Source organism: Variovorax sp. V118 (genome assembly GCF_041154445.1).
GTDB classification, from domain to species: Bacteria; Pseudomonadota; Gammaproteobacteria; order Burkholderiales; family Burkholderiaceae_C; genus Variovorax; species Variovorax boronicumulans.
Map to the genome: position 1 here is coordinate 4,177,259 of NZ_AP028663.1, position 17,359 is coordinate 4,194,617.

Annotated in this window: 17 protein-coding genes; 11 read left to right on the forward strand and 6 right to left on the reverse strand. The window is 69.3% G+C overall.

All coding sequences use genetic code 11. The features are described from left to right. Window positions 1-85: 85 nt before the first annotated feature. Both ACAM52_RS19375 and ACAM52_RS19380 read left to right on the forward strand, forming a co-directional pair. Window positions 86-523: a DUF2141 domain-containing protein gene (locus ACAM52_RS19375; protein ID WP_062472101.1), complete on the forward strand. Its 438-nt coding sequence runs from the start codon at window positions 86-88 to the stop codon at window positions 521-523. Between the two features lie 12 nt (window positions 524-535). Next, window positions 536-2,035, forward strand: a complete 1,500-nt coding sequence (locus ACAM52_RS19380; protein ID WP_369644337.1) for a carotenoid oxygenase family protein — start codon at window positions 536-538, stop codon at window positions 2,033-2,035. Window positions 2,036-2,046: 11 nt separating this feature from the next. Here ACAM52_RS19380 and ACAM52_RS19385 read toward each other — a convergent pair whose 3' ends face one another. Further along, a complete protein-coding gene (locus ACAM52_RS19385; protein ID WP_369644338.1) occupies window positions 2,047-3,120 on the reverse strand; it encodes a Rieske 2Fe-2S domain-containing protein in 1,074 nt (357 codons plus the stop codon). Window positions 3,121-3,471: 351 nt separating this feature from the next. Here ACAM52_RS19385 and ACAM52_RS19390 point away from each other — a divergent pair, with 351 nt between their 5' ends. The 3 genes from ACAM52_RS19390 to ACAM52_RS19400 are packed head-to-tail and all read left to right on the forward strand — an operon-like array spanning window position 3,472 to window position 5,877. Next, entirely contained in the window at window positions 3,472-4,500 is a 1,029-nt protein-coding gene (locus ACAM52_RS19390; protein WP_369644339.1) for an ABC transporter substrate-binding protein, read from the forward strand. After that, a complete protein-coding gene (locus ACAM52_RS19395; RefSeq protein ID WP_369644340.1) occupies window positions 4,497-5,024 on the forward strand; it encodes a nucleoside deaminase in 528 nt (175 codons plus the stop codon). Before ACAM52_RS19390 ends, ACAM52_RS19395 begins: the two co-directional genes overlap by 4 nt. A gap of 22 nt (window positions 5,025-5,046) precedes the next feature. Further along, window positions 5,047-5,877 (forward strand): urease accessory protein UreD, encoded by an 831-nt coding sequence (locus ACAM52_RS19400; RefSeq protein WP_369644341.1) that lies wholly within the window; start codon window positions 5,047-5,049, stop codon window positions 5,875-5,877. A gap of 20 nt (window positions 5,878-5,897) precedes the next feature. Here ACAM52_RS19400 and ACAM52_RS19405 read toward each other — a convergent pair whose 3' ends face one another. The 3 genes from ACAM52_RS19405 to ACAM52_RS19415 form a co-directional block, all read right to left on the reverse strand. After that, a complete protein-coding gene (locus ACAM52_RS19405) occupies window positions 5,898-6,392 on the reverse strand; it encodes a hypothetical protein (protein WP_369644342.1) in 495 nt (164 codons plus the stop codon). Between the two features lie 52 nt (window positions 6,393-6,444). Next, on the reverse strand, window positions 6,445-6,864 hold the full coding sequence (locus ACAM52_RS19410) for a sel1 repeat family protein (RefSeq protein WP_095946699.1): 420 nt from the start codon (window positions 6,862-6,864) through the stop codon (window positions 6,445-6,447). A gap of 114 nt (window positions 6,865-6,978) precedes the next feature. Next, window positions 6,979-8,031, reverse strand: a complete 1,053-nt coding sequence (locus ACAM52_RS19415) for a YeiH family protein (protein WP_369644343.1) — start codon at window positions 8,029-8,031, stop codon at window positions 6,979-6,981. A 70-nt stretch (window positions 8,032-8,101) separates the two neighbouring features. Here ACAM52_RS19415 and ACAM52_RS19420 point away from each other — a divergent pair, with 70 nt between their 5' ends. Continuing rightward, window positions 8,102-8,986: a LysR substrate-binding domain-containing protein gene (locus ACAM52_RS19420; RefSeq protein ID WP_369631816.1), complete on the forward strand. Its 885-nt coding sequence runs from the start codon at window positions 8,102-8,104 to the stop codon at window positions 8,984-8,986. Window positions 8,987-9,042: 56 nt separating this feature from the next. Here ACAM52_RS19420 and ACAM52_RS19425 read toward each other — a convergent pair whose 3' ends face one another. Beyond that, window positions 9,043-9,249 carry a YbdD/YjiX family protein gene (locus tag ACAM52_RS19425; protein ID WP_062472123.1) on the reverse strand — a complete coding sequence of 69 codons (207 nt, stop codon included), beginning with the start codon at window positions 9,247-9,249 and terminating at the stop codon, window positions 9,043-9,045. Between the two features lie 17 nt (window positions 9,250-9,266). Then, window positions 9,267-11,339, reverse strand: coding sequence for a carbon starvation CstA family protein (locus tag ACAM52_RS19430; protein WP_095744137.1), 2,073 nt, complete (start codon window positions 11,337-11,339; stop codon window positions 9,267-9,269). A gap of 219 nt (window positions 11,340-11,558) precedes the next feature. Here ACAM52_RS19430 and ACAM52_RS19435 point away from each other — a divergent pair, with 219 nt between their 5' ends. Genes ACAM52_RS19435 through ACAM52_RS19455 form a run of 5 tightly spaced genes read left to right on the forward strand, consistent with a single transcriptional unit; the run spans window position 11,559 to window position 17,356 of the window. Then, entirely contained in the window at window positions 11,559-11,963 is a 405-nt protein-coding gene (locus ACAM52_RS19435; protein WP_369644344.1) for a type IV pilin protein, read from the forward strand. After that, window positions 11,957-12,511 (forward strand): type IV pilus modification protein PilV, encoded by a 555-nt coding sequence (pilV, locus tag ACAM52_RS19440; RefSeq protein ID WP_070061625.1) that lies wholly within the window; start codon window positions 11,957-11,959, stop codon window positions 12,509-12,511. Before ACAM52_RS19435 ends, pilV begins: the two co-directional genes overlap by 7 nt. Continuing rightward, complete coding sequence (locus ACAM52_RS19445) at window positions 12,508-13,638, forward strand: PilW family protein (protein WP_369644345.1); 1,131 nt, start codon at window positions 12,508-12,510, stop codon at window positions 13,636-13,638. Before pilV ends, ACAM52_RS19445 begins: the two co-directional genes overlap by 4 nt. After that, on the forward strand, window positions 13,635-14,252 hold the full coding sequence (locus tag ACAM52_RS19450) for a PilX N-terminal domain-containing pilus assembly protein (protein ID WP_062472137.1): 618 nt from the start codon (window positions 13,635-13,637) through the stop codon (window positions 14,250-14,252). Before ACAM52_RS19445 ends, ACAM52_RS19450 begins: the two co-directional genes overlap by 4 nt. Before the next feature lie 26 nt (window positions 14,253-14,278). Then, window positions 14,279-17,356 carry a pilus assembly protein gene (locus ACAM52_RS19455; RefSeq protein ID WP_062472140.1) on the forward strand — a complete coding sequence of 1,026 codons (3,078 nt, stop codon included), beginning with the start codon at window positions 14,279-14,281 and terminating at the stop codon, window positions 17,354-17,356. Window positions 17,357-17,359 lie beyond the last annotated feature (3 nt).

Here is a 17,359-nt window from a genome sequence, read left to right on the forward strand (position 1 = left end):
GCATTCGCGCATTCCGTCGCATGACGCTGGGCACCGCCCAGCGACTGCGGGATCGTCGGGCCCTCCACCCACCACGAGGCCTGCCATGCACCTTCCCGCTTTCCTCTCCCGCCCCGCCGCGCGCGGCCTGATCGCCGCTGCCGCGCTCGCCCCGCTCGGCGCCCTGGCCGCCGACCTGAACCTGCGCATCGCCGACGGCCCGGCCGCCGGCGCCACGCTCTACGTCGCGCTGTACAACGACGCCGCCAGCTACGCCGAGAGCAAGGCCGTCGCCTCGCAGACCGCGCCGATGCGCGAAGGCAAGGCCCGCTTCGTCTTCACCGACCTGGCGCCGGGCCGCTACGCGCTGCGCGTGTTCGCCGACGAGAACGGCAACGGCAAGCTCGACACCAACCTCGTAGGCATGCCGATCGAACGCTACGGCTTCTCGAACGACGCCAAGGGCAACCGCGGCGCGCCCGACTTCGAGGCCGCGGCGCTGCGCATCGACGCCGACGCGCAGGCCGTCATCCACCTGCGCTGAGGAGACACGGCCATGGAACGACGCGAACTCCTGCGCCTGCTGGCCACGGCCGGCGCCCTGCCCCTGCTCGCCCCGCTGGCGCGTGCCGCCGGCACCACCGACGACTGGCAAGCCCAGTTCGAAGCCGCCGACGCGCCCTGGAAGATCGGCTTCGCCACGCCCCCGGGCGACCTGCCGCTGACCCGCGCCACCGTGCGCGGGCGCTTTCCCGACGCCGTCGCCGGCACGCTATTTCGCATCGGCCCGGCCGGCCACGACCTGGGCGGCGAGCGCTACCACCACTGGTTCGACGGCGACGGCATGGTGCACCGCTTCGTCATCGAAGGTGCCGACGTGCGCCACCAGGGCCGCTACGTCGCCACGCCCAAGCGCGTGGCCGAGGTGAAGGCCGGCCGCCACCTCACCGAAGCCTTCGGCACCATGCCGCCGGGCGTGGAGCCGCCCACCTCGGCCGACGCCATCAACGTCGCCAACACCAGCGTGCTGCCGATGCAGGGCGAGGTGCTGGCGCTGTGGGAAGGCGGCTCGGCCACACGCATCGATGCGCGCACCCTCGACACGCTGGGCGTGAAGACCTGGCGCGCCGACCTCGCGGGCATGCCCTTCTCGGCCCACCCCAAGGTCGACCCGGACGGCACGGTGTGGAACTTCGGCGTGAGCTCGGGCCAGAGCCTGCTGGCGCTGTACGAGATCGCGCCCGGCGGCGCGCTGCGCCGCGCGGCCGTGGTGCCGGTGCCCGAGCTGCCCATGGTCCACGACTTCGCCGTGACCGCGCGGCACCTGGTGTTCCTGATGCCGCCGCTGGTGTACGACAGCAAGCGCAAGGAGGCCGGCGCGAGCTTTCTCGACGCCCACGTCTGGCGGCCCGAGCTCGGCATGCGCGCGCTGGTGGTCGACAAGCAGAACTGGGAGAAGCGCCAGCTGTTCGAGCTGCCGGCCGGCTTCCTGTTCCACGTCGGCAATGCCTGGGAAGAAGACACGCCGCGCGGTGCGCGCATCCACATCGACTACGTGCGCACGCAGAACGCCGAATCGGTGTTCACCAGCAACCGCGAGGTGATGCGCGCGCGCCGCATGCGCCGCAACGAACCGCGCCTGACCGTCGCCACGCTCGACCTGGGAACGGGCAAGGCCACGCAGCGGGAACTGCAGCTGGAAGCCGAGTTCCCCCGCATCGACCCGCGCCGCGTCGGCCTGCGCCACCGCCAGGTCGTGCACGCCACACAGACGCGCGCCGACGTGCCCGGCTTCGGCGCCGTCGCGCGCACCGATATCGAAAGCGGGCGCAGCCAGCGCTTCAGCTACGGCGCGCAGGCCATCGTGGAAGAGCACGTCTTCGTGCCCGACGGCGCCAGGCCCGGCTGGGTGCTGGGCACGGCGCTGGACTTCGGCCGGCAGCGCACGGTGCTGTCGTGCTTCGCCGCCGACCACCTGGCCGCCGGCCCGGTGGCGCAGGCGACGCTGCCGTACGCGTTGCCGCTGGGGTTGCACGGCGCCTTCGTGAAGGCCTGAACGCCGCCCGTTCAGGCGGCCTTCGCGATCGGGATCGTCATGCCCCGGTGCACCTCTGCCTCGCCGTGCCTGGCCAGCAGCTGCATCAGGTGCTTGCGGATCAGCATGCCCGGCCGATCGGACTCCATCGAGTACTCCACGCCGCGCCGGCGCGTGTCGACCAGCGCATCGGGGTCGGTCGATTCGAGGATGTCCTTGTCCTCGCGCGTGATCTCCTCGTCGAAGTCGATCAGCATCTGCGCCGCGCAGTCGGCCTCGGTGTCGTTGCGGAACAGCCACTGGCACAGCTGCATGCGCCCGTCGTCGATGGGCGTGAAGCAGTTGATGATGATGTGGCGGACGCCGCTCGGGTACTCGATGTCGAGCCGACGCGCAAACGGCAGGAAGTAGGCATTGCGCATGTGGCGCGTGGTGATCGCATCGGTCACGCCGCTGATCGCGTGGAACTTCACCGGGTTGGTCGCTTCGATCACCGTCTCGGCATGGAAGCCCGACTCGTTTTCCACCAGCTCGTACTTGCTGGGCTTCGGGCTCGCGGCCACCCCGAAGGTGGCACGGTGCACGAAGCTGAAGTGCGAGTTGTCGAAGGAATTTTCGAGCGCGCGCATCGGGCTGGTCTGCCACTCCTCGTAGAACTGGAAGATGGTGCGGTAGCCCGGGTCGTCGAACTCGGGAATGGCCGGGATGTCGGCGATGGGTTCTTCCAGCGCCACCCAGGCGTAGCCGTAGCGCGCGGTGCAGGGGTAGGCCGTGGTCTTGTACTCGGGAGAAATCTTGCGGTCGGGCTCGTACTGCGGAATGCGCACCACCTGGCCGCTGCGGTCGTAGGTCCAGCCGTGGTAGCCGCACTGGATCGCGCCCTGCCCGCAGGCCTTGCCTTCGCCATCCACGCACCAGCCCTTCGAAAGCTTCGCGGTGCGGTGGCAGCAGCGGTCGCGCAGCGCAGCCGGCTGGCCGTCGGCGTCGAGAAAGAGAACGATGTCTTCGCCCAGCAGCCGGAAAGGCTTGGGGCCATGGGCCAGTTCGGTGAGCGGCATGACGGCATGCCAGAACTTGCGGAAGACGGGTTGTCGGGTGACGAGCATGGGCGAACTCCTTCGTTGTTGCGTGGGGGGACGAACGTGAAAGAGCAATTTCCTGCTTCGTCGGCATGCCGGTTGAAAAGGCATGCGCGAGGCTGAACGCTTCTACTCTGCGCCGATCGACCTGCAATTAGCGCGCCCGGATTGTGGCGCGCCCTTGTCGCGCGTCCAAGCCCCGCGCCGCGATGCCCGAGCGCCGCACCCTGGCATGCCTCATGCAAGACAGCGAGCAAGAGTAGAAGCGTTCAGCAGCGCACGCACCATCCCCGTGCGCCCGCCCGGAAATTGCTCTTGAGGCGCCTCCCGCCCGCGGTGGGAGGCATCCGTCAAGACCACCGACTCCGAGGCCCCACCATGCAACGCCGATCCTTTCTTGCCGCCGCTGCCGCCACCCTCGCCGCCCCTGCCGTGTTCGCGCAGGGCGGCAAGCTCACACCGCTGAAGTTCACGCTCGACTTCCGCATCAACGGCCAGACCGCGCCCTTCTTCCTGGCGCAGGCCAAGGGCTACTACCGCGACGAGGGGCTGGACGTGACGATCGACACCGGCGCCGGCTCGGTCGCGTCGATCACCCGCATCGCGAGCGGCGTCTACCAGCTGGGCCTGGGCGACATCAGCTCGCTGGTCGAGTTCAACGCACAGAACCCGGGCACGCCGGTGGTGCAGGCCGTGTACCAGTACTACAACCGTGCACCGTTCGTGATCATCGGGCGCAAGGACCGCGGCGTGACGACCGACTTCAAGAGCCTCACGGGCAAGAAGGTGGCGGCCGCCGCCGTCGAGTCCACGCGCCGCGCCTGGCCGATGGTGGCGCGCCGGCAGGGCATGCGCGGCGATGCCTTCCAGTGGCAGACCACCGACTTCAGCGCGCGCGACAACGTGATGGTGCGCGGCGACGTCGATGCCGCCACCTACTTCCACGACTCGGCCGTCTCGCTCTTCGCGCGCATGAAGGTCGAGGAACTCTCGGTGCTCAAGTACGCGGACGCGGGCGTCAACCTGTACGGCAACGCGATCCTGGCGAGCAGCAACCTCATCGCGCAGAACCCGAAGGTGGTGGCGGCCTTTCTGCGCGCCACCAACCGCGCCATCGTCGAGACCTTTGCCAACCCGGTGCCCAGCATCGCGGCCATGCGCCAGCGCGAACCGATCCTGGACGAGAAGGTCGAACTCGAACGCTGGGGCCTCACGGCGCAGTACGTGGGCGCGGCGGACACGCGCGGCCACGGGCTGGGCGACATCCGCAAGCTCACGCTCGAACAGCAGGTCGACGAGGTGGCCGACACCTTCGGCCTGAAGACGCGACCCTCGGCCGACGCCCTCTTCAACGGCGCGATGCTGCCTGCGCGCAGCGAGCGCCTTCTTCCCGCACCCAAGGCATGAACCTTCCTGACAGCCCCATCCCCGCCCTCCCCGAAGAAACCACGCTCGACGAGCGCGACGGCCGCTACCTGCGCAAGGCCATCGTGTGGTCGCATGCCGCGCGCCGGCGCGGCAACCGGCCCTTCGGCTCGGTCATCGTCTCGGCCGCCGGCGAAGTGCTGGCCGAGGCGGCGAACAGCAACGCCGAAACCGGCGACTGCACCGCGCACGCCGAAGTGAACGCGCTGCGCGCACTGGCCGGCCGCGGCCTCACGCGCGAGGAACTGGCCGGCGCCACGCTCTATGCCTCGGGCGAGCCCTGCGTGATGTGCGCGGGCGCGATCTTCTGGTCGAACATCGGCCGCGTGGTGTTCGGCATCGACGCGCAGCGGCTGCGCGTGTTCCGTGGCGAGCGGCAGGACCAGCGCGACGCGGAGTTGTCGTGCCGCGATGTGTTCCGCGCCTCGCCGCATGCCATCGAATGCATCGGGCCGGCATTGATCGACGAAGCCGCCGCCGCGCATGACGGCGCCTGGAAGACCTGAGCTGGCGCACTAGACTCCCCGCATGCCCTGGCACGCCCGTCTCCACCTCGCCTACCAAAAAGAAGCCGACCGCAGCGTCGCCCGTTTTCGCCACGACGGCCCGCTGCGCATCCTGCAGAGCCTCTACCCCGAGGGCGATGCGGTGTGCCACAACGTGCTGGTGCACCCGCCGGGCGGTCTCGTGGGCGGCGACACGCTCGACATCGACATCGAAGCCGCCGACGGCAGCCACGGCCTGATCACCACGCCCGGCGCCTCGCGCTTCTACCGATCCGAAGGCGAGACCGCGCTGCAACGCACGCGCATCCGCCTCGCACCGGGCGCGCGGCTCGAATGGCTGCCGCTCGAAGCCATCTGCTACAGCGGCTGCCAGGCGGAGAACCGGCTCACCCTCGAGGTCGCACCGGGCGCCGAGATGATCGGCTGGGACGTGTGTGCGCTCGGCCTGCCCAACGCCCACCAGCCCTTCGAACGCGGCACCTACCTGCAGCACATCGAAGCGCCCGGCGTGTGGCTGGAGCGTGGGCGCATCGATGCGAGCGACCACCGCCTGCTGCAAAGCCCGCTGGGCCTGGGCGGCCACCGCTGCCTCGCCTCACTGTTCGTCGTGGCCGGTGCGCCGATGGCCAAGGCACGGCGCGAGGCTCTGCTGGCGCAGGCGCGCGGGCTGCTCGAAGTGCACGAACTGCACGAGAGCGCGGGCGTGACCAGCCCGCATGCGGAAGTGGTGGTGCTGCGCGTGCTCGCGCCGGTGGTCGAGCCTGCGATGCAGCTGCTGCGGCAGGTCTGGCAGGCGTGGCGCAGCGAGCTGTGGCAACTGCCGGCGGCCACGCCGCGCATCTGGGCGACCTGAGACGCAAGCGGCGGTCGCCGCTACTGTCGTGTCTTCAGGCGGTAGGTGCCGTTGAACGGGTACGGGGACGAACTGCTCTGCCCCACCGCCTGCACGTCGACCGTCAGCGTGTGGCCCGAGAAAACGAGCGCGCCCGTGAGGCGCGGCCTGCGCTCCTTCTCGTAGTGCTCCCGCAGTCGGAGGTCGACAGGGTGCGTGGAAGGCGCCTTCTTCTCGGCCGCCTTGTCGAATTCGCTCACCTCGTACACCGAGGCATCGGCTGCGTCGACGCGCCCCTCGATCGACGGCACCCGGATGCGGGATTCGAGTTCGTAGCTGCGGTGGAAGATCAGCGCCACAGGGTCATGCACCATCAGGCCCCGGGTGGCGTAGAGCGTGACCTCGTAGCCGTCGGAGGTCCGGGTGACGGTCGCGTCGGGCTTGTTGCCTGTTGCCGTGCACCCGGTGAGCGCGAACGCGAACAGGAGCGAAGACACGCTGCGCATGCGTCGGTTCGCGGGAGAAGGAGTGGGCATGCAACGGCGCGTTCATGAAGGAGCGCCGAGTATGGCCGCGCCGCACCCGCCATCAACCGCAGGCGATCTTTCCGGACGGCGCGCTGCGCAGCCTGTTGAGAAACGCCAGCTGCACCCTGGCCGTTTCGCTGCCCTGCCCGGCGGCGCGCAGCATCCACGTGCGCGCCTCGCAGCGATCGGCCTTCACGGCCGATCCGTACAGCGTGGGCCCCGTCAGCAGCACCATGCCCAGCATCTCCTGCGCCTCGGGATGGCCTTCGGTGGCGGCCTGGCGCAGTTGCTCGAGCATCGTGCGGTAGTCGCGTGCGGCCTGCGCTTCGAGGGCGAGCTGGTAGCGCTGCTCGGTCTGCAGGTCGACGTTCGCGTCGAAGGGCTTGGCCGCCGCGATGGCGGCGACGAGGCACAGCGCGCCTGACAGGACAATGCGCCAGCGCAGCGACCAGCTGGCGATCTGGTTGAGTTCGGATGACATCGGGTTTTCTCCACGGGTTGCGTGGCACCGATGGTCCCGCGAAGGCGCGCGCAGGAGAAACTGGAATTCACGCAGGACGCCTCAGGCGCCGCCTGAGCCCTGCTCAAAATTCGTTCAGAACATCGCCAGCACGGCCGCATTCACCGCATAGCCGCCGGCCGTCAGGAACACGAACAGCAGCGCCCCGAGCTTGAGCGGTTGCGCCCCGGCCTTGCGCAGGCTGGCGGCGCTGGTGCGCAGGCCCATCGCGGCCATGGCGGTAGCGAGCAGCAGCGTGTCGAGTTGCACCAGCGCGGCGACGAGTGCATGCGGCAGCACGTCGAGCGAATGCACGGCGCTCACGGCGATGAACAGCACCGCGAACCATGGCACGCGCACCTGGCGCCAGCACGCGCCCAGGGTCGCCGCGCCCGGCGTCGAGGCCGCCACGCGGAACGACAGGCCCATGAGGAACGGCGCCAGCATCATCACGCGCAGCATCTTCTCGACCACCGCCGCGTTGGCCGCGCCCGGGCCGACGGCCTCGCCCACCGCGACCACCTGCGCCACCTCGTGGATGGTGGACCCCGCGAAGAGACCGAAGGCATGCTCCGTGAGCCCGAGGTACGGATAGACCAGCGGGTACGCCACCATCGACAGCGTGCCGAACACCACCACCGTGGCAACGGCGATCGACACCTTGTGCTCCTCGCCGCGCACCACGGGTTGCGTGGCCATCACGGCGGCGGCGCCGCAGATGGCGCTGCCCGCGCCGATCAGCGCGGCCGTCTCGCAGTCGAGCCCCAGCCAGCGCGTGCCGATGCGCACGGCGAGGCCGAAGGTCAGCGCCACCATCGCCATCGCGATCAGCACGCCGGGCCAGCCGACGGCGCCGATGTCGCTCAGCGAAATGCGAAAGCCGTAGAGCACGATGCCCGCGCGCAGCAAGGCGCTGCGCGCGAAATCCACGCCCGCGCCGGTGCGCACCGACACCGCGGGGAACACCGTGTTGCCCGCCACCATGCCCAGCGCGATGGCCAGCGTGAGCGCGCTCAGGCCCAGGTGCACCATCGGCGGCCATTCGGCCAGCAGCGCGGCGGCGGCCGCCAGCAGTGCAGACAGCAACACACCGGGGCCGCAGCGGCGAACGAAGGAGAAACCGGGCAAGGAGGCGGCAAGGGAGGACATGGACCCGAGCTTAGGAATCGACACCCCATGAGTCAAAGACATAAACTTCACCGATGCATGAAGTTAAGTTATGACCCTGAACCTGCACCTTGTGCGCCTGTTCGTCGCTGTGGCCGAGGCGGGCAGCTTCTCGCGCGCGGCCGAGGGCCTGTGGATCAGCCAGCCGGCGGTGTCCAAGGGCATCCGCGAGCTGGAGCACCAGCTCGACCTGACGCTCATCGAGCGCGGCGCGGGCAAGGGCTTTCGGCTCACCGAGGCCGGCGCGTCGCTGCTCACGCATGCGCGCGGCATCTTCGCGATGGAGCGCGCGGCGCTGGACGACGTGCGTGCGCGTGTCGGCGTGCAGCGCGGCAGCCTCACGCTGGGCGCCAGCACCACGGTGGCGAGCTACTGGCTGCCGCCGCAGATCGCGGCCTTCTGCGCCGCCTTTCCGGCGGTGGTGCCGCGCGTCACGGTCGGCAACACGCAGTGGGTGTGCGAGCAACTGCTCGAATGCCGCATCGACCTCGCGCTGGTCGAGGGCCGCGTGGACGAAGAGCGCGTGGAGGTGCGCGAATGGACCACCGACCCGCTCGCGATCGTCGCGCCGCCCGATGCCGCCCTGCCCCGCCGCGGCGTGACGGCCGCGCTGCTGGGCCGGCAGAACTGGATCCTGCGCGAGCCCGGCTCGGGCACGCGCCAGGCCACCGAGGCGCTGTGCGCGGCGCACGGCATCGACGCGCCGCCGTGGATGGAAATGGCGAGCAACGAAGCCATTGCGCGCACCGTGGCCAGCGGCGTCGGCATCTCGATGCTGCCGCGCGTGGTGGTGGCCGACATGCTCGCGCTGGGCACGCTGCGCGAGCTGAAGCTGCCGGGCGCGGTGCTGTCGCGGCCGCTGTACCGGCTGGCGCTGAAGAACCGGCCGCTCTCTCCGGCGGCGCTGCGGATGGCGCAGATCCTCGACGCCTCGTGACATGAAAAAAGGCGCACCGTGTGCGCCCTTTTTTCGTTGTTGTCAGCCGACTGCCGTCAGCAGCAGCGGCCCTTGCCCGCGCCATAGCGCGCCTCGAGCCGCTCGCGAAAGAATTCCTCGTAGCTCATCGGCGCCCGGTCCGGGTGGGTGGCTGCCATGTGCGTCAGGTAGACGTCGTAGTCGGGCAGCCCGACCATGAGCCGCAGCGACTGCTTGATCGAGCGGGCGATGTAGCGCCCGGCTTCCGGCATGGCAAGGCCCATGGCGTGCTTCCGCTCGGTCAGTGGGCGGCGGACGAGGCCGCGCCCATCGCCTCGAACGGCGTCTCCTGGGTGGTCGGCCGGTTGGCCGCGCGGGCCGCCAGGCAGGCCTTGATGCTGTAGACCAGCACGCTCAGCACCACGAAGATGAAGAGCGCGCACAGCGCGGCGTCGAGCCGGTCGTTGAAGACGATGCGCGACATGGCTTCGGGCGTCTTGGCCGGCGCGATCAGCACGCCGTTGGCCAGGCCGTCGGCGTACTTGGCGGCGTGCGACAGGAAGCCGATCTTCGGATCGCTCGAGAAGATCTTCTGCCAGCCCGCCGTCAGCGTGCAGGCCAGCAGCCACACGGCCGGCGCCGCCGCCACCCAGGCGTAGCGCTCGCGCTTCATGCGGAACAGCACGACCACACCCAGCATCAGCGCCACCGCGGCCAGCATCTGGTTGGAGATGCCGAACAGCGGCCACAGCGTGTTGATGCCGCCCAGCGGATCGACCACGCCCTGGTACAGGAAGTAGCCCCAGGCCGCCACGCACAGCGCGGTGGCGATCAGGTTGGCCGGCAGCGAGTCGGTGCGCTTGAGTGCGGGCACGAAGCTGCCCAGCAGGTCCTGCAGCATGAAGCGGCCGGCGCGTGTGCCGGCGTCCACCGCCGTGAGGATGAAGAGCGCCTCGAACAGGATCGCGAAGTGGTACCAGAAGGCCATCATGGCCTGCCCGCCGATCACCTGGTGAAGGATGTGGGCCATGCCCACGGCCAGCGTCGGCGCGCCGCCGGTGCGCCCGAGGATGGTGGTCTCGCCCACGTCCTTGGCCGTCTGCAGCAACATCTCGGGCGTGACCACGAAGCCCCAGCCGGAGATCGTTGCGGCGGCCTGTTGCACCGTGGTGCCGACCAGCGCGCCCGGGCTGTTCATCGCGAAGTAGATGCCCGGCTCGATGCACGAGGCCGCCACCAGCGCCATCACGGCGACGAACGATTCGGCCAGCATGCCGCCGTAGCCGATGAAGCGCGCGTGGCGTTCGTTGTCCAGCATCTTGGGCGTGGTGCCCGAAGAGATCAGCGCGTGGAAGCCCGAGACGGCACCGCAGGCGATGGTGATGAACAGGAACGGGAACAGGCTGCCCGACCACACCGGGCCGTTGCCTTGCGCAAACTGCGTGATGGCGGGCATCTGCAGCGTCGGCATCACGACCACGATGCCGATAGCCAGCGCGATGATGGTGCCGATCTTCAGGAAGGTCGACAGGTAATCGCGCGGCGCCAGCAGCAGCCACACCGGCAGGCTGGCGGCCACGAAGCCGTAGCCCACGAGCATCCAGGTGAGCGCCTTGCCGTCGAAGGTGAAGGCCGGGCCCCACACCGGGTGCTGGCTGACCCACTGGCCGCCGAAGATGGCCGCCATGAGCAGCACGAAGCCGATCACCGACACCTCGCCGATGCGGCCCGGGCGGATGTAGCGCAGGTACACGCCCATGAACAGCGCCACCGGAATCGTCGCGGCCACCGTGAAGCTGCCCCACGGCGATTCGGCCAGCGCCTTCACCACGATCAGGGCCAGCACCGCCAGGATGATGATCATGATCATGAAGGTGCCGAACAGCGCGATCATGCCGGGCACCACGCCCATCTCCTGCTTGACCAGGTCGCCCAGCGAGCGGCCGTCGCGGCGCGTGGAGATGAACAGGATGATGAAGTCCTGCACCGCCCCCGCGAACACCACGCCCGCCAGCACCCACAGCAGGCCGGGCAGGTAGCCCATCTGCGCGGCGAGCACCGGGCCCACCAGCGGGCCGGCGCCTGCAATGGCCGCGAAGTGGTGGCCGAACAGCACGTTCTTGTCGGTCGGCACGTAGTCCAGGCCGTCGTTGTGGCGATGCGCGGGCGTCTTGCGGTTGGCGTCCAGCCCCAGCACCTTGTCGGCGATGAACAGGCTGTAGTAGCGGTAGGCGATCAAGTAGGTGCAGAGCGCGGCGGTCACGACCCACAGGGCGTTGATGCTCTCTCCCCGGCTCAGGGCGACGGTGCCCAGCGCAAAAGCGCCGAGCACGGCCACGGCCAGCCACACCAGATGGCGGCGAATGTTGGGCATGCGGATGTCTCCTCGATATGAACCGGGCGAGTGTTCCCCGCCCGCCGCCGGGCCGCATCCGTCGAACTGCGCGGGCCGGGCGGGTGGAATTGCCTAATGGATAACCCCTATCCACGCCCGGATCGCCTCCGCCGGAAGCGCCGCAAATCCTTTGCGCTCACATTAGATGTGATAAATTCACATTCACTAACAATGTGAAACATCTCTGACGAGTCCACGATGACCCAGCATTCGCAGGCGCGCGCCCCCCGCGGCTTCACATTGATCGAGGTCATGATCACGGTGGCCATCGTGGCCATCCTGGCGTCGATCGCCCTGCCCAGCTACCGGCAGTACATCGTGCGATCGAAGCGCTCGGCGGCCCAGGCGCAGATGATGGACATCGCCAACCGGCAGCAGCAGTTCCTCATTGCCAACCGCGGCTACGCCGACAAGACGGCACTGACTGCCAGCGGCTACAGCCTGCCCGCCGAAGTCAGCAGCAACTACAGCTACGACGTCGCGCTGCAGGAATCCGGCCCGCCCACCTTCACGATCACCTTCACCGCGATCGGCAGCCAGGCGGGCGACGGCAACCTCGGGCTCACCAGCGAAGGCGTGAAGACGCCGCCCGAAAAATGGTGAGCCCCGCCCTGCGGCGCCAGCGCGGCGCCACGCTGATCGAGGTGCTGGTCACCCTGCTCGTGCTGGCCTTCGGCCTGTTCGGCCTCGTCGGCCTGCAGGCCCGGCTGCAGGCCTCCGAGATGGAGTCGTACCAGCGCTCGCAGGCGCTGATCCTGCTCAACGACATGGCCAACCGCATCGCCATCAACCGCCGCGTGGCGGCCAGCTACGCCACCAGCGCACCGCTGGGCGGCACCGATGCCTGCCCCACCGGCACCGGCACGCGCCAGCAGATCGACGCCAAGGAGTGGTGCAACGCGCTGCAGGGCGCGGCCGAGTTCTCGGGCAACGACAAGCTGGGCACCGTGATCGGCGGGCGCGGCTGCGTGGAAGACATGGGCAACAACGAGTACCTCGTGACGGTCGCCTGGCAGGGCCTGGGGCCGATCTCGGCGCCGCCGGCCGGCGTGGCCTGCGGCAAGGACCTCTACGACACCGGCACCAAGTGCATCAACGACCTGTGCCGCCGCACCGTGACCACGCTCGTGCGCATCGGATCTCTCTCATGAACCCGCGCCCCACCGCACGCCGCGCCCAGCGCGGGTTGACGCTGATCGAGCTGATGGTGGCCATCACCATCATGCTCATCGTGATGGCCGCGCTGCTCACGCTGTTCCTCAACGTGAGCGGCTCCCAGCGCGAGATGGAACGCGTCAACCGCCAGATCGAAACCGGGCGCCTGAGCATCTTCGTGCTCGAGAACGAGATCTCGCACGCGGGCTTCTGGGAAAACTACATGCCCGAGTTCGACGACCTCACGGTCAGCGCCGCGCCCACGCACGTGCCCACCGGCGCCGTGCCCGACCCCTGCCTGGCCTACTCGGCGGCGAACTGGACCGAGGACTACAAGCGCCAGCTGCTCGACCTGCCCGTGCAGGTCTACAGCAGCGTGCCGGCCACCTGCACCGACTTGCTGACGCGCCACAAGACCGGCACCGACATCCTCGTGGTGCGCCATGCCGAAACCTGCCTGCCCGGCACGACGCATTGCGACGCCGACGTGGCCGGCGCGATGTACTTCCAGTCGTCGCTGTGCGGCACGCAAAAGCCCTCGTCGTTCGACCTCTCGACCGGCGCCTTCGACCAGATGTTCCTCAAGGACTGCACCACCCCTTCGCCCAAGCGCAAGCTGGTGGCCGACATCTACTACGTGCGCGACTACTCCGAGGCCGTGGGCGACGGCATTCCCACGCTGGCACGCTCGCGCTTCGACCTGGTGGGCGGCACGCTCGCGCAGCAGCCGCCCACGGCGCTGATCGAAGGCGTCGAGGGCTTTCGCGTCGAGCTCGGCCTGGACACGCTGAGCAAGACCGGCGCCGCCGTCAACTACACCCAGGCCATCGCCTGGGCCGATCCGGCGAACAAGTCCACCCCGTCCAACCGCGGCGACGGCAGCCCCGACGGCGCCTTCGTGCACTGCGGCGCGACCTGCACTGCCGACCAGCTGGTCAACGCGGTGGCCGTGAAGCTGTATGTGCTCGCGCGCGCCACCACCATCTCGCCGGGCCACACCGACACGCGCAGGTACCAGATGGGCGCTGCGACGCTCGCGCCGTTCAACGACCACTACAAGCGGCACGCGTTCGCGACCACCGTGCGCCTGACCAACGTCACCGGCCGGAGGGAAACGCCATGAAGCCACGCGTGCACGCCGGCCGCTCCACCCAGACCCAGCGCGGCGCCGCGCTGATCATCGGGATGATCATGCTGCTGCTGATCACGCTCGTGGTCACCGCCGCCTTCAACCTCAGCGGCGCCAACCTCAAGGCCGTGGGCAACCTGCAGACCCGCAACGAAGCCGTGGCCGCCGCCAACCGCGCGATCGAGGAGGTCGCGGCCAGCCTGCTGGTGCCCGGCAGCGACGGCACCCCGTCGCTCGCGCCGCCGCAGGGCACCGTGAGCATGGTCGACATCAACAACGACGGCGTGGACGACTACAAGGTCACCATTGCCCCGCCCGTGTGCGTGCGCGCCACCAAGGCCGTCGACAGCAGCGGCGGCGGCAGCACGGGCCCGGGCGGCATCACGGGCGGCGCGTCCAGCAGCGGCTCCGGGCTTGCGGCCCTGCCCGACCAGTACAACGCCGTGTGGGACATCAGTACCACCGTGACCGACACCACCCCCGGCGCCACCGGCACCTCGACCTCCGTGCGCCAGGGCGTGCGGGCGCTGCTCAACAAGGCGCAGTTCGAAGCGCTGTGCGCGCCGCCACCTGCCGCACCAGCCGAACCTGCGCCTGTCCCCCCTTGAACCACGACGATGAACGGGCCCCCGCCATGACAAGAAAACTACTCACCACGCTGTGGGCCGCCGTGCTGCTCGCGTTGCCGATGCAGGCTGCGCAGGCGGAGGACATCGATCTCTTCGTGGGCTACAACCCCGCCGTCACCCAGGCCCCGAACGTGCTGTTCGTGCTGGACAACACGGCCAACTGGAACCAGCCCTTCACCGCCGAGCTCAACGCGCTCGCCAGCGCCTTCGAAAGCCTGCAGGCCGACAAGTTCAAGGTCGGCCTGATGATGTTCACCGAGACCGGCCAGGGCAATTCGAACAGCGACGGCGGCTACGTGCGCGCCGCGGTGCGCACGCTCGACAGCGGCACCAAGCTCAAGTACGGCGCCATGATCCGCAGCCTGGACAAGGTGGCCGACAAGTCCAACGGCGGCAAGGCCGGCAAGACCATGGCGGAGGTCTACCGCTACCTGGCCAGCGCCGCGCCCATCGCCGGCAACGGCAAGGTCAAGACCGACTACACCGGCAACGTGAGCGGCACCGCGGCATCGAAGGCCATCTACGCGCTCACGCGCAACGCCCTGGCCAGCGTCAACGCCAGCACCTATGTCGGCCCGAGCACCGAGAACTGCATCGGCACCTTCGTCATCTACATCAGCAACGGCGCAGCGCAGGACAACAACAACGACAACCAGCTCTCCAACGAAGCCCTGCGCGCCGCCGGCGGCAGCACCGCCCAGATCACGCTCAGCCCCAGCGGCTCGCAGGACAACACGGCCGACGAATGGGCGCGCTTCCTGCAGACCAGCATGGGCGTCAAGGTCTACACCATCGAGGCCGCCAAGGCCACCCAGGGCCAGGGCCCGGGCTGGAGCGCGCTGCTGCAGAGCATGGCCAAGCAGAGCAACGGCGAGTACTACGACCTCTCGAGCAAGCCCGAACTCGGCGCCGCGCTCGGCGAGGCGCTGGACGACATCTTCAGCAAGATCCAGTCGGTCAACAGCGTGTTCTCCTCGGTGAGCCTGCCCGTGAGCGTGAACACCCAGGGCACCTACCTGAACCAGGTGTTCGTGGGCATGTTCCGCCCCGACGAGAACGCCTTTCCGCGCTGGAACGGCAACCTCAAGCAATACAAGCTCGGGCTGGACAGCAGCAGCCAGCTGATCCTGCAGGACGCGGACGACAAGAACGCGGTGAACAACCAGACCGGCTTCATCGCGCCCTGCGCGCGCAGTTTCTGGACACCCGCCGCCAGCGACAGCGACGCCTACTGGAGCTTCCGGCCGTCCGGCGACTGCCTCAAGAAGGAAGCCGCGGACAGCCCCGACGGCAACGTGGTGGAAAAAGGCGCGCAGGGCTACATGCTGCGCGGCGTCGTGCCGGCCGTGCGCAACATGAAGACCTGCGCGGCGGGCAGCTGCACCGCGCTCACCGCCTTCGACGACGCCAACACGGCCATTACCACGACCGCGCTCGGCATCGCCGCGGACGCGACCGCGGACCGCACCAAGCTCATCAACTGGGCGCGAGGCCTGGACAACAAGGGCGACGAACGGCCCAACGCCCAGGGCAACCCGGTGCCCTCGAGCGCCATGCGTCCCTCGGTGCACGGCGACGTGGTGCACTCGCGCCCGGTGGCCATCAACTACGGCACCGACGCCTCGCCCCAGGTGGTGGTGTTCTACGGCGGCAACGACGGTGTGCTGCGCGCCATCAACGGCAACCGCAACACGGCCATCGGCGGGGCCGCCGCAGGCTCCGAGCTGTGGTCGTTCATGCCGCCCGAGTTCTACGGCAGCCTCAAGCGGCTGTACGACAACACCACGCGCATCAACTTCCCCGGCCTGCCCGTCAGCCTGGGCACAGTGGCGCCCAAGCCCTACGGCATGGACGGCGCGGTCGCGGCCTACCGTCAGGGCAGCACCGCCTGGCTCTACGCCAGCATGCGCCGCGGCGGCCGGCTGGTCTACGCCTTCGACGTCTCGTCGCCCGCCGCACCCACGCTGAAGTGGCGCAAGGGCTGCCCCAACCAGAACGACGACACCGGCTGCGACACCGGCTTCGAAGGCATCGGCCAGACCTGGTCGGCGCCGAAGGTGCTGCGCGCCACCGGCTACGGCAGCGGCAGCAGCCCGCTGCTGGTCTTCGGCGGCGGCTACGACAAGTGCGAAGACGTCGACACCAACAGCGCCGCCCAGGCCTGCGGCACCGGCGTGAAGGGCAACCGGATCTACGTGCTCGACGCCAACACCGGCGCGCAGCTCAAGGTGTTCACCACCGCCCGCCCCGTGGTCGGCGAAGTGACGGTGGTCACCGACACCCTGGGCGTCGCCACCATCGCCTACGCAGCCGACCTGGGCGGCAACGTCTACCGCATCGCCATCGGCAGCGCGGCCCCGTCCGCCTGGGCCATGACCCAGATCGCCTCGCTCGGCTGCGACACGGTGACCACCTGCACGCCCAACCGCAAGTTCATGTTCGGCCCCGACGTGGTCGCGGACAACGGCGCCTACGTCGTGCTGCTGGGCTCGGGCGACCGCGAGAAGCCGCTGCGCCACTACAACGTCGCGCTCGGCGTGGCCAACCGCTTCTACATGCTGGTCGACAAGCCCACCGACGCCACCTGGCTGACCAGCGAGGCCGACCGCTGCGGCACCGGCAACGAGGTGCTGTGCCATACCTCGCTGCAGGCCATCACCGACGCGAGCACGCCGAGTTCGTCCGACCTCGCCACCAAGAAGGGCTGGTACCTCGGGCTCGCAGCGGGCGAGCAGGTCGTGACCGGTTCGGTGACCGCCTACGGCGTCACCACCTTCAACACCCACACGCCCACCAACCCCAACACGCAGTCGTGCCGGGCCGACCTGGGCACCGCGCGGGTCTACAACGTGTCGTACGTCAACGCGGCCGCCCAGGGCACCAACGGGCGCTTCCAGAACGTGGTAGGCGGCGGCCTCGCGCCCACGCCGGTCGTGGGCCGCGTGCAGCTGGACGGCGATGGCGGCATGCGCGACGTGGTCATCGGCGCCAACCCCGACTCCTTCCTCAGCCCCAAGGGCACCGCGCCCAAGGCCGCCTTCAAGCAGCCCAAGGGCCGGGTCTACTGGTTCATCCAGAAGTAACGC

Bases quoted from the DNA above. Each gene is read 5' to 3' on its own strand.
- ACAM52_RS19375 (WP_062472101.1), top strand. From the start codon at position 86: ATGCACCTTCCCGCTTTCCTCTCCCGCCCCGCCGCGCGCGGCCTGATC.
- ACAM52_RS19380 (WP_369644337.1), top strand. From the start codon at position 536: ATGGAACGACGCGAACTCCTGCGCCTGCTGGCCACGGCCGGCGCCCTG.
- ACAM52_RS19385 (WP_369644338.1), bottom strand. From the start codon at position 3,120: ATGCTCGTCACCCGACAACCCGTCTTCCGCAAGTTCTGGCATGCCGTC.
- ACAM52_RS19390 (WP_369644339.1), top strand. From the start codon at position 3,472: ATGCAACGCCGATCCTTTCTTGCCGCCGCTGCCGCCACCCTCGCCGCC.
- ACAM52_RS19395 (WP_369644340.1), top strand. From the start codon at position 4,497: ATGAACCTTCCTGACAGCCCCATCCCCGCCCTCCCCGAAGAAACCACG.
- ACAM52_RS19400 (WP_369644341.1), top strand. From the start codon at position 5,047: ATGCCCTGGCACGCCCGTCTCCACCTCGCCTACCAAAAAGAAGCCGAC.
- ACAM52_RS19405 (WP_369644342.1), bottom strand. From the start codon at position 6,392: ATGCCCACTCCTTCTCCCGCGAACCGACGCATGCGCAGCGTGTCTTCG.
- ACAM52_RS19410 (WP_095946699.1), bottom strand. From the start codon at position 6,864: ATGTCATCCGAACTCAACCAGATCGCCAGCTGGTCGCTGCGCTGGCGC.
- ACAM52_RS19415 (WP_369644343.1), bottom strand. From the start codon at position 8,031: ATGTCCTCCCTTGCCGCCTCCTTGCCCGGTTTCTCCTTCGTTCGCCGC.
- ACAM52_RS19420 (WP_369631816.1), top strand. From the start codon at position 8,102: ATGACCCTGAACCTGCACCTTGTGCGCCTGTTCGTCGCTGTGGCCGAG.
- ACAM52_RS19425 (WP_062472123.1), bottom strand. From the start codon at position 9,249: ATGGGCCTTGCCATGCCGGAAGCCGGGCGCTACATCGCCCGCTCGATC.
- ACAM52_RS19430 (WP_095744137.1), bottom strand. From the start codon at position 11,339: ATGCCCAACATTCGCCGCCATCTGGTGTGGCTGGCCGTGGCCGTGCTC.
- ACAM52_RS19435 (WP_369644344.1), top strand. From the start codon at position 11,559: ATGACCCAGCATTCGCAGGCGCGCGCCCCCCGCGGCTTCACATTGATC.
- pilV (WP_070061625.1), top strand. From the start codon at position 11,957: ATGGTGAGCCCCGCCCTGCGGCGCCAGCGCGGCGCCACGCTGATCGAG.
- ACAM52_RS19445 (WP_369644345.1), top strand. From the start codon at position 12,508: ATGAACCCGCGCCCCACCGCACGCCGCGCCCAGCGCGGGTTGACGCTG.
- ACAM52_RS19450 (WP_062472137.1), top strand. From the start codon at position 13,635: ATGAAGCCACGCGTGCACGCCGGCCGCTCCACCCAGACCCAGCGCGGC.
- ACAM52_RS19455 (WP_062472140.1), top strand. From the start codon at position 14,279: ATGACAAGAAAACTACTCACCACGCTGTGGGCCGCCGTGCTGCTCGCG.